At 60.1% G+C, this 12,631-nt stretch carries 4 protein-coding genes; all 4 read left to right on the top strand.

What is annotated here, in order from left to right; translation table 11 throughout:
• Positions 1-12 precede the first annotated feature (12 nt).
• The gene (locus NUV55_RS01895; protein ID WP_296669893.1) at positions 13-318 is read left to right on the top strand and encodes a hypothetical protein; all 306 of its coding nucleotides are present in this window, start codon (positions 13-15) and stop codon (positions 316-318) included.
• A gap of 69 nt (positions 319-387) precedes the next feature.
• Positions 388-2,298, top strand: coding sequence for an ATP-binding cassette domain-containing protein (locus NUV55_RS01890; RefSeq protein ID WP_296669891.1), 1,911 nt, complete (start codon positions 388-390; stop codon positions 2,296-2,298).
• Positions 2,299-2,465: 167 nt separating this feature from the next.
• Positions 2,466-11,195, top strand: coding sequence for a glucoamylase family protein (locus NUV55_RS01885; protein ID WP_367280319.1), 8,730 nt, complete (start codon positions 2,466-2,468; stop codon positions 11,193-11,195).
• A 61-nt stretch (positions 11,196-11,256) separates the two neighbouring features.
• Entirely contained in the window at positions 11,257-12,573 is a 1,317-nt protein-coding gene (locus NUV55_RS01880) for a cation:proton antiporter (RefSeq protein ID WP_296669887.1), read from the top strand.
• Positions 12,574-12,631: the final 58 nt, after the last annotated feature.

Genomic DNA, 12,631 nt, shown 5'->3' with positions numbered 1-12,631 from the left:
ACGGCAGTAAGCATGTGGTATAAGTGGTTTCTCTATCGCGATATTATTTGGAGCACGGTGAATCCAGGAGGCTCGATGCAGGGAATACTCGATTTTATCTCCGCCAATCCGTATCCTGCCGGCACCGTGGTGGCTGCAGTGTGCGTATTAGCTTATTTCAAACTCAGGCTGGTCTTAAAGATGATTACCGCTTGCCTGATTCTCGGGACCATCGCCTATGTCGTCGTGTTCATCGTCAATCTGGCCTCGACAGGAATTGAGAACACTGAGAAGTTTCGCGGTAATCCAAGCCCGGCCATCGATGGATACCTGAAGTAAAATATCTCAATACTCAGAAGTGCGGTTCTTCCCCATACCAATCTTTCCGTGCTGATTTGATTAAGCTCCATGCCCCTGCTGCGCTTCGATAAAGTCTCTCTGGCTTACGGCCATCGTCCGTTGCTGGAGCGCGCCCAACTGGAAATCCGCCGCGGTGAGCGGGTGTGTCTGGTCGGGCGCAATGGCGAGGGCAAGTCGTCGTTAATCCGCTTGTTGAGCGGTGAAGCCACACCCGATGACGGCAGCATCTGGATCCGTCCCGGCACACGCATTGCGCATCTGGCGCAGGAAGTCAGCCCCGACAGCGATGAATCCGTCTTTGATATCGTCGCCGGCGGCTTGGCCGAACTGGGCAAAGTGATATCGCAATATCACCACACCGCCATCGAACTGGCGCACGCACCCACGCCGGCACTGACCGAGCGCCTGGCGCAGTTGCAGCACGAGCTCGAAGCCGGGGACGGCTGGAGTCTGGAACAGCGGGTGGAAATGGTGTTGTCACGTCTGAATCTGGACGGCGACATCAGCATGCACGCGCTTTCCGGCGGCTGGCGCCGGCGTGTGATGTTGGCGCGTGCCCTGGTGTGCGATCCGGACTTGTTGTTGCTCGATGAGCCGACCAATCATCTGGATATCGAGGCCATCACCTGGTTGGAAGAATTCCTCGTCAATTTTACCGGCGCATTACTCTTTGTCAGCCATGACCGTGCGTTTCTGAAGCGCCTTGCCACGCGCATTGTCGAGCTCGATCGCGGCGCGCTCACCTCCTGGCCCGGGAGCTACGCAGACTACGTGCGTCGCAAAGAAGATCAGCTCGCAGTGGAAGCAACGCACAACGCGCTGTTTGACAAAAAACTCTCCCAAGAAGAAGCGTGGATACGCCAGGGCGTCAAGGCGCGGCGCACGCGCAATGAAGGCCGGGTGCGCGCGCTTGAAGCGCTGCGCGAAGAACGTCGCCAGCGCCTAAACCGCACCGGCAAGGTGGAGCTGAAACTGGAAGAAGGCCAACAGTCCGGCCAGCTGGTATTCGAAGCTAAGCACGTCGATTTCAGTTTCGGTGACACCACGGTCATCAATGATTTTTCGGTACGCATCATGCGCGGAGACCGCATCGGCATCGTCGGCCCCAACGGCGCCGGCAAATCCACGTTGATCAAGCTCCTGTTGGGAGAATTGGAACCAGCCCGCGGGCAATTGCGCCGTGGAACCAAACTGCAAGTGGCGTATTTCGATCAACAGCGTGAACTGCTCGACCCGAACGCCATGGTAATGGACAGTGTCGGCGAAGGCAGTCTGACGGTAACCATCAACGGCCGCCCGCAACATGTCGTGGGCTATTTGCAAAATTTCCTGTTTCCCCCCGAGCGCCTGCGGTCTCCGGTGAGCACGCTTTCCGGCGGCGAGCGCAACCGGCTCATGCTCGCGCGCCTGTTCGCGCGCCCGGCCAATCTGCTGGTGATGGACGAACCGACCAACGATCTGGACGTGGAAACGCTCGAACTGCTGGAAGAGTTATTGCTGGAATACCAGGGCACCTTGCTGCTGGTGAGCCACGATCGCGCGTTTCTGGATAACGCCGTCACCAGCACGCTGGTATTCGAGGGCGACGGCCGCATCGGTGAATATGTTGGCGGTTACACCGATTGGCTGCGGCAAAGGCAGAACAAGCCCGCCCCCAGGGCTGAATCTCTCGCCAAGGCACAAAAACCCGTTACCGCGCCCAGCGCACAGAAGCCGTCTGGCAAATCTGGCAAGCTCTCTTATAAGGAACAGCGCGAGCTCGAATCCTTGCCGGGAAAAATCCAGGCGCTGGAAGCGGAGCAGTCACAATTGCAGGCAGCGGTAAGTGCTGGCGGCTTTTATCAACAACCGGGAGAGGCCATCTCCATCACGCTCGCACGCCTGCAAACCGTTACCACCGAGCTCGAAGGGTGCTATGCCCGCTGGGAGGCGCTGGAATCGCAGATCCCGGCGGCGTAGTGAAAGGGTTAGTGTTCTAATCGCTTATTCCTACCCTTTTTCCCGCAGGTTATATGGGGGAAAGCTCCACCTCAACATTTAGTCACTGAAGTCCTTATTTCAGAGAAAGAAGGAGACCTTAACAGTTGAAGGTGAGCAGCAAGACTATTTTCAGAAACTTGCGTGACATGGCGAGCTTCCGCGGAAATCGTTCGGCTTCGGAATACTCCGGCGACGAACCGCCGCTGCGATCGGAGCTGTTCAGCAGCGACCAGATGGACCAGCATGGCAAGGCCCTGGCGGGCTCGCACAAGTTAGGCCTGGGACGCGCCGCGGACCGGCTCCTGACGCGGTTGGCTGAGAATGAAAGCGTCCTGATCGGCGCCTGCAAGCTGCTGACAACGGCGATCACGGAAAACCGCCAGATTACACCGGCGGGTGAATGGCTACTCGATAACTTCTACCTGATCGAAGAACAGATTCGCACGGCCAAGAGACACCTGCCGAAGGGTTACAGCCGGGAACTGCCACGCCTGGCTCACGGCCCTTCGGCTGGACTTCCGCGCGCGTATGACATCGCGCTGGAGACGATCGCGCATGGCGATGGAAGGGTGGATCCAGAAAGCCTCCGCCGTTTCGTCGCATCCTACCAGTCGGTCACCGCCCTCAAGCTGGGTGAATTGTGGGCCATCCCCATCATGCTGCGCCTGGCCTTGATCGAGAATCTCCGGCGCGTTGCCGCCGGCAGCGCCGCCGGCCGGATTGACCGTAACCTGGCCGATTTCTGGGCCGACCAGATGATAGAGATGGCCGAGAAAGATCCAAAGAATCTCATCCTGGTGATCGCGGACATGGCGCGGTCAAACCCGCCGATGACGACCCCGTTCGTTTCCGAATTTGCGCGCCGGCTACAGGGGCAGAGCCCGGCTTTGGCATTGCCGCTGACCTGGATTGAACAACAACTCTCTGAATCGGGCCTGACGATCGAGCAATTAGTGCAGTCAGGAAATCAACTGCAGGCGGCCGACCAGGTTTCCATCAGCAACAGTATCGGCAGTCTTCGATTTTTGGGGACGATGGACTGGCGCGAATTTGTCGAGACGACAAGCGTTGTCGAGCAGACACTACGTGAGGACCCGGGAAAGACCTATGACAAGATGGATTTTGCCACCCGTGATCGCTACCGGCATGTCATCGAGAGGATTGCCAAGCGTAGCCACCTGTCCGAAGCCGACGTAGCGCGCGCAGCAATCCAGCTGGCACGGAACGCCGCGTCGATTAAACAAGGCGTCGACGATCGAAAAGTGCATGTGGGTTGCTACCTGATCGATAAGGGATTACCACGGCTCGAACGAGCGGCGGGGATACGCCTTTCCACCTCCGAAACGCTGCGCAGAACGGCTCGCAAATGCCCATTGCTCCTGTATCTCGGCACGATCACGCTGATCACAGCGATCCTCACCGGTGGCTTGTTGGCGCAGGCACGTGCCAGCGAGTTCTCCGATGGGGCACTGGTGCTGATTGGCATCCTCTCGCTCCTGGCCACCAGTCAGTTGGCAGTAGCGCTGGTGAACTGGCTGGCAACCTTGCTGGCAGCGCCACATCCACTGCCGCGAATGGACTTCTCCACGGGAATTCCGCCGGACTCCCGCACTCTGGCGATTATCCCGACGATGCTCACAAGCGCTCAGAACATCGAGGATCTGATCGAGGCGCTGGAAGTCCGGTTCCTGGCAAATCAGGACGAAAATCTGCGCTTCGGCCTGTTGACGGATTTTCGGGACGCGCGCGAAGAAACGCTGCCGGAGGACGAACCGCTATTGCAATTGGTGCAGAGGAAAATCGAAGAGCTGAATGAAAAATACCAGAGGTCAAACACTGACACTTTCTTTCTTTTTCATCGTCCGCGCCGCTGGAATCCACGCGACCGTATCTGGATGGGCTACGAGCGCAAGCGCGGGAAGCTGGCAGATTTGAATTTGCTGTTGCGCGGGGGCTCAATAGGACGCTTCTCGCTGGTTGTCGGTAACATCGACGCTTTATTGAACATGAAGTATGTCATTACGCTTGACACGGACACGCAACTGCCGCGCGACTCTGCACGGCAGTTTGTGGGAACCATGGCGCACCCGCTGAATCGCGCGCGCTACGACGAAGACAAGCAACGCGTCGGTGAGGGCTACGGTATCCTGCAACCGCGCGTGAGCGCAAGCCTGCCGGGCACGAACCGTTCGCGTTACGCGCAATTGTACGGGGGTGAATCGGGCATCGACCCGTATACGCGCGCCGTCTCCGACGTTTACCAGGACGTGTTCCATGAAGGCTCGTTCATTGGCAAGGGAATCTACGACATCGATGCGTTCGAGCGGTCGCTGAAGGATCGCTTTCCCGAGAACCGCATCCTCAGTCACGATCTCCTGGAAGGGTGTTATGCTCGATCGGGGATGTTGAGCGATGTAGATTTGTACGAAGAATATCCCTCGTTCTACAGCGCGGACGTGAACCGTCGCCATCGCTGGATACGCGGCGATTGGCAGCTGGCGCGCTGGTTGTGGCGGCGCGTTCCCGGTCCCGGTGCGCACCGGCAGAAGAACCCGCTGTCGTGGCTGTCACAATGGAAACTCTTCGACAACCTGCGGCGCAGTCTCGTGCCGGCAGCGTTGACGCTGCTGTTGCTGCTGGGCTGGACGGACTTGGCATCGGCCTGGTTCTGGACCCTGGCGGTGATCGGAATCATCCTGATCCCGTCCTTGATTGCCGCTACGCTGGAGATGTTTCAGAAACCGGTCGACGTTCTGCTGACTCAGCATCTCGCCGCCGTCGTACACGACATCGGCCAGCGCCTCGCCCAGGCGGCTTTTGCGCTCGCGTGCCTTCCCTATGAAGCGGTCTTCAGCCTGGATGCGATTGTGCGCACGGTGGGACGGATGCTGATCACGCACCAGCGACTTCTCGAATGGAATCCATCGAGCGAATCTGATCGCGACAGCCGCACGGATCTCACTACCTCTTTCCAGTCGATGTGGACTGCCCCGGTTATCGCCATGGCCACGGCGCTGGTTCTGGTGCTGTCGAATCCGGCGGCGCTGGTCGTGGCGGGACCGATACTGATCTTATGGCTGGTCTCGCCCGCCATTGCCTGGTGGATCAGCCGGCCGCTCGCCCGGCGTGAAGCCAGACTGACGGCCAACCAAACTTTCTTCCTGCGCAAGCTGGCGCGTAAGACCTGGGCGTTTTTCGAGACCTTCGTCGGCCCGGAAGATCATTGGCTGCCGCCGGATAACTATCAGGATTATCGTGGTACCGCGGTGGCGCACCGCACGTCGCCGACCAACATGGGGCTGGCGCTGCTCGCGAATCTGTCCGCGTACGATTTCGGTTACATTCCCGCCGGACAACTCATCGAGCGCACGGCGAGCGCACTGCGCACGATGCAATCCCTGGAACGGCACCTCGGCCACTTCTACAACTGGTACGACACGCTGTCGCTGAAGCCGCTGCATCCTGCCTACATTTCGACAGTGGACAGCGGCAACCTTGCGGGTCATCTGCTGACATTGCGCCCGGGTCTGCTGTCACTACCCGACCGCCCGATCCTGTCGGTGCGTTGGTTTGACGGGCTGCGCGACACGCTGGGAATCCTCGTGGATGCCGTGGGAGATGTCACGCCGGCTGCGCTCGCTCAATTTCAGAAAGATCTGGAGTCCGCCTGCGATTCCCTGCCCACCACGCTCACGGCAGCGCGGTTCACTCTTGACCGGCTGACAACACGCGCGGCGGAGGTTGCCGACAGCTTCGACGCTGAGCCTGCGGCCGATGCAAGCTGGTGGGCGCGGACGCTGGCCCGGCAATGCCAGAGTGCACTCGACGAACTGACGTTTCTGGCCCCGTGGAGTGTGCTGCCGGCCGCGCCGGGCCGGCTCAGCGAATTCCCTGGCATCGGCGCAATCCCCACGCTGCGGGAACTGGCCAAACTTGAGGTGGAGTCGCTGCCGATCATCGAGCGCTGGCTCGACGCGGAAGCAACGTCCGCGGAGCGCGAATGGCTGGGTGAGCTTCAACGGTACATCGCACAAGCCAGCGGCCGCGCCCATGAGCGGATGACGGCTACCGAAAGCCTGGCTCTGCAAGCAAGCGAACTCGCGCGCATGGAACAAGGGTTCCTGTACGACAAAGCGAACCATTTGCTGGCCATCGGGTATAACGTGGACGATCGTCGGCGCGACTTGAGTTACTACGACCTGTTGGCTTCCGAAGCGAGGTTCTCCACTTTCGTTGCCATTGCGCAGGGAGAGCTGCCGCAGGAGAGTTGGTTTGCCCTGGGGCGTCAGCTCACGACCGCCGGTGGCAAGGCGGTTCTGCTTTCGTGGGGCGGTTCGATGTTCGAGTACCTTATGCCGCTCCTGGTGATGCCGACCTACGAAAACACGCTGCTCGACCAGACCTGCCGGGAGGCAGTGGACCGACAGATCGAGTATGGGATGCTGCGTGGCGTGCCATGGGGCATGTCGGAATCCGGCTACAACACGGTCGACGTTCATTTCAACTACCAGTACCGCGCCTTTGGCGTGCCCAGCATGGGGCTCAAGCGCGGACTCGCCGAGGACCTGGTCATTGCGCCGTATGCCTCGGTACTCGCGTTGATGGTGGCGCCCGAGGCGGCGTGCCTAAATCTGGAACGACTCGCTGGCGCAGGGCTCGAAGGAAAATTCGGCCTGTATGAAGCCATCGACTACACCCCGTCACGCCAACAGCGCGGGAAATCGAGCACGGTGGTTCGGTCATTCATGGCCCATCACCAGGGCATGAGTCTGCTCGCGCTGGCCTATCTGATCCTCGACCGGCCGATGCAAAAGCGCTTCGAGTCGGACCCGTTGTTCCAGGCAACCCTGATGTTGCTCCACGAACGAGTCCCCAAGGCCACGGCGTTCTATTCGCGCACCGTAGAGTTCTCCGACCTGCGTGCGACTTCCGGCGGTCCGGAGCTGCAGGTGCGCGTACACAACAGCGCCGACACGCCGATACCGGCCGTGCAGTTGTTGTCGAACGGCAGATATCACGTGATGGTCACCAACGCAGGAGGCGGCTACAGTCAGTGGAAAAACCTCGCCGTCACCCGCTGGCGCGAAGACACTACCTGCGACAACTGGGGTACATTCTGTTACCTGCGCGACGTGGCGAGCGGGGAGGGCTGGTCAACCGCGCATCAGCCGACGCTCAAACGGGCAATGAGCTACGAAGCGATTTTCTCGGAGGGGCGAGCGGAGTTTCGCCGCCGGGATTCCGTCGGTGACGGTGATATCGATACCCATACCGAGATCGTCGTTTCGCCGGAAGACGACATCGAACTGCGTCGCGTCCATATCAGCAACCGCTCTCCGACACGCAGAACGATTGATGTGACGAGTTACGCGGAAGTGGTTCTCGCGCCACCGGATGCGGACGCGCTGCATCCGGCGTTCAGTAATCTCTTCGTTCAGACCGAGATCGTCGACTCGCGACGGGCAATCCTCTGCACGCGCCGGCCTCGTTCCCTCGATGAGCCGACACCATGGATGTTTCACCTGATGGCCGTGCACGGGGTGGACGTCGAAGAGATTTCCTACGAGACGGACCGTATGCAATTCATTGGCCGTGGCAACACGGTCGCCTCGCCCCAGGCCTTGAGCGGATCGGCCGCACTCTCGGGCAGTCACGGCTCAGTGCTGGATCCGATTGTCGCCATCCGTTGTCGAATAACACTCGATCCGGACGAATCGGCAACGATCGATATGGTTTCCGGCATCGGCGAAACCCGCGACGCCGCGTTAAGCCTGGTCGAAAAATACCAGGATCGACGACTCGCGGATCGCGTCTTCGATCTGGCATGGTCCCACGCCCAGGTAGTACTGCGGCAAATCAATGCCACCGAAGCCGACGCGCAACTCTATGGACACCTCGCCAGCTCCGTCATCTATGCGAATTCATCGTTGCGCGCCGACGCCGCTGTACTCATCAAGAACCGCCGCGGCCAATCCGGTCTGTGGGGTTATGCCATTTCCGGCGATTTGCCGATCGTGTTGCTGCAGATCGGCGATCCGGCCAACATCGATCTGGTACGTCAACTGGTACAGGCCCACGCGTACTGGCGCTTGAAGGGACTGGCCGTGGATCTGGTGATCTGGAACGAAGACCGTGCCGGTTACCGGCAACTGCTCCAGGAACAAATCATGGGGCTGATCGCCGCGGGCGTCGAAGCGCACGTGATCGATCGGCGTGGCGGCATCTTCGTGCGACCGGCCGAGCAGATATCGAACGAAGACCGCATCCTGCTGCAATCGGTGGCGCGCGCCATTTTTACCGACAACCGGGGAACGCTGGCGGAACAGATCGACCGCCGTGGCCCGGCGGAAGTGCGGGTTCCACGTCTCAAGCCTACCCGCCGTCAGCGCGGCGAACGCCCGATCGTCACCAAGTTGCCGCGCCGCGATCTGATCCTCTTCAACGGGCTGGGGGGATTTACCCGTGATGGGCACGAATACGTCATTACCACCGCGCCCGGACAAGTGACGCCGGCACCGTGGGTGAACGTACTGGCGAATCCGCACTTTGGAAGCGTCATCTCGGAGAACGGCCTGGCCTATACCTGGAGTGAGAACGCCCATGAGTTCCGCCTCACGCCCTGGCACAACGACCCGGTGAGCGATGCCAGCGGAGAAGCCTTTTACCTGCGCGACGAAGACAGCGGCCATTTCTGGTCGCCCACGCCGCTGCCCAGCCGCGGAGCCGGTGATTACGTGACCCGCCATGGATTCGGTTACAGTGTCTTCGAGCATACCGAGGGTGGCATTCGCTCGGAGCTGACGGTCTACGTGGCCGTGGACGCCGCGATCAAGTTCGCTGTGCTGAAAGTGCGCAACGCGTCGGGCCAACCGCGCAAGCTTTCCGCGACCGGTTACGTGGAGTGGGTGCTGGGAGATTTACGTCCGAAATCAGCCATGCACGTGACCACTGAAATCGATCTCGGCAACGGAGCGATTTACGCGCGCAACCCCTACAGCACGGAGTATTCCGAACGGGTGGCGTTTTTCGACGTGGACGACACGACCCGCACGATAACTTGCGATCGCACTGAATTCCTCGGACGCAACGGCACGCTCAAGCACCCGGCCGCGATGAATCGCGCGCGGCTTTCCGGCAAGTTGGGGGCAGCCCTCGATCCCTGTGCCGCGATTCAGGTCAGCTTCGAACTGGCCGACGGACAAGAACGTGAGATTATCTACAGGCTTGGCGTAGGGCGGGACGCCATTGCGGCCGGCCACCTGGTGCAACGCTACCGGGGACCCGCTGTGGCGCGCGCCGCGCTCGACGCGGTTTACCAATACTGGAACCACACGCTCGGCGCGGTGCAGGTGGAAACACCCGAGCCGTCCCTCAACGTGCTGACCAACGGCTGGCTTTTGTATCAGACACTGGCATGCCGTCTTTGGGCGCGCAGTGGATATTACCAGTCGGGGGGCGCTTTTGGTTTTCGCGATCAATTGCAGGACACGATGGCGCTGATCCACGCCGAGCCGCAACGCGTACGCGAGCAACTGCTGCTGTGTGCGAGCCGGCAATTCCAGGAAGGAGATGTCCAGCATTGGTGGCATCCGCCGTCGGGACGTGGCGTGCGTACGCATTGTTCGGATGATTACCTGTGGCTGCCCTTGGCGACGTGCCGCTATGTGCTGACGACCGGCGACACCGGGGTGCTGGATGAATCCGTTCATTTCCTCGAAGGTCCCCCGGTCAACGCCGAGGACGACTCTTATTATGATCTGCCCGGCCGTTCTGGCGAGGCGGCCAGTCTGTACCAGCATTGTGTGCGAGCCATCGAGAGGGGGCTCCGATTTGGCGAGCACGGCCTGCCGCTCATGGGCACCGGTGACTGGAACGATGGCATGAACCTGGTGGGCAATCACGGTAAAGGCGAGAGCGTCTGGCTGGGTTTTTTCCTGAGTGAAGTGCTCAAGCAGTTCGCCAAGGTGGCGCGCCTGCGGGATGATCCCGCCTTCGCCGAACGTTGCCAAGAGGAGGGGATTCAGCTGCGCCAGAATATCGAGCAGCATGGTTGGGATGGCGCGTGGTACCGCCGCGCCTACTTCGACGACGGCACACCGCTGGGGTCGGCTGCCAACCCCGAGTGCCGGATTGATTCAATTTCGCAGAGCTGGGCGGTTTTATCCGGGGCGGGCGATGTCCAGCGCGCGCGCCTGGCCATGGAAGCGGTGGATCAACACCTCGTACGCCGCGATTCAGCGCTGATCCAACTATTGGATCCACCGTTCGACAAGTCGCCGTTGAATCCCGGCTATATAAAAGGATACGTCCCGGGCGTGCGCGAGAATGGCGGGCAGTACACGCATGCGGCGATCTGGGCGGCCATGGCGTTTGCCCGATTAGGCGACAGCCGCCGCGCCTGGGAACTGTTGGCCATGATCAACCCGGTAAACCATGGAAAAACTCCGGCGGGAGTGGCGACCTACAAAGTCGAACCCTACGTTGCCGCCGCCGATGTCTATGCGCTCGCGCCACACACCGGCCGCGGTGGTTGGACCTGGTACACGGGCTCGGCTGGCTGGATGTATCGGCTGATCGTGGAATCGCTCCTTGGCTTGAGGCTGGAAGTGGACAAACTGCATTTTGCGCCGTGCCTCCCGGCGGATTGGAAAGCATTCAAGATGCATTACCGGTATCGGGAAACGGTCTACCATATCATCGTCTCGCAAACGCAGGGTGCCGATAATGCGAAGATCGGTGAGATGCGTGTCACGGTGGACGGCGTTGAACGACACGACCAGACCATTCCTCTGGTTGATGACCGCCAAGAACACTCGGTCGAAGTGAGGATGTACGCGCCGCAAACCGTTAACGAGTTGGCGCCTACACTTGCATGAATAGGAATGGTGCTGACTCCGCTTCTTGCGCGGGTTGGCACATCAATGAACGGTACAAATAATGACTAATGCGCAATGGTTTCTGCTCGTGGGCGGCCTGTTGCTCGCCAGGGGCCTGACTGCTTCGATACTCAAGCGCCTGCCGGTCACACCAGCCATTATCTATCTGGCGGTGGGACTGCTGGTCGGACCTATGGCGCTCAATGTATTTCACTTCAATCCGCTTAAGGAATCGGCGCTGTTGGAAGTGCTGACCGAGGTGGCTGTGCTGATTTCGCTGTTTTCAGCCGGCATCAAAATGCCCGTGCCGGTAAGCTTCGCCCGCTGGCGTACACCGATTCTGCTGGCGTCTGTATCCATGGCGGTCAGCGTCGGGATGGTCGCTGCTTTCGCTTATTATCTGCTCGGTCTGCCACTGGGCGCCGGCGTCCTGCTAGGCGCGATCCTGGCACCCACCGATCCGGTGTTAGCAACCGATGTCCAGATCCGTCATCCGGGTGACCGCGACCAGCTCCGCTTCACCTTGACCTGCGAGGCGGGCATGAATGACGGTAGCGCTTTTCCGTTTGTGATGCTGGGGATGGGATTGCTCGGACTGCACGAGCTCGGTGAATCCGGCCTGCGCTGGGCGCTGGTCGATGTGCTGTGGGCCACGGTGGCGGGAATCGCCATTGGGATCATTTCTGGCGCCGCACTGGGCCGTTTGGGATGGATGCTGCGCAGCAAGCCAAACGAGCACACGCTTATGGACGACTTCCTCGGACTCGGCCTGATCGGTGTGGTCTACGGCTTGAGCGTACTGATCAATGCGTGGGGTTTTCTGGCGGTATTTTTCGCTGCCGTTGCGCTGCGCCAGACCGAACGTAAACTCGCCGGCGCCAATCGGGATTTTCCGGATCGGCCGCAAACCGACGGAATAATACCCGAAGCTGCAAACGCGGTTCCTGGCATCGAATCGCCACCGAGCGTCAGCGGAGGATCGCTGGTATTCAAGGAGCATCTGGAAAGACTCTCGGAATTGATGCTCGTCCTGCTGATCGGTGGCACGCTATTTCTCGATTCCTGGAGCTGGCGGGCGGTGGGACTCGCGCTGTTTTTGTTTATGGTGGCGCGCCCGGTCAGCGTCCTCGCCAGCCTGTTGGGTACCCGTACTTCGTGGCCGATGCGCGGCATGGTGGGCTGGTTCGGAGTACGCGGCATAGGCTCGCTGTACTACATGATGTATGCCATACAACACGGTCTCCCCGAAGATCTGGCCTTGGAACTTATCCAATTGACGCTGATTGCGGTATCGCTTTCCATTCTCGTTCACGGAACCAGCGTCAAGCCGCTGATGAGCCACTTTTGGCGTCACCGCAAACATCTGCCAACGCCATAAGTGTTCTCCCAATCGCCACTCGGTGCGCAATATCTCCGAGACAAATCGCGCCGTGCCT

This window comes from Sulfuricaulis sp. (genome assembly GCF_024653915.1).
Taxonomy (GTDB): domain Bacteria; phylum Pseudomonadota; class Gammaproteobacteria; order Acidiferrobacterales; family Sulfurifustaceae; genus Sulfuricaulis.
This window is presented reverse-complemented; position numbering and strand designations above follow the sequence as displayed.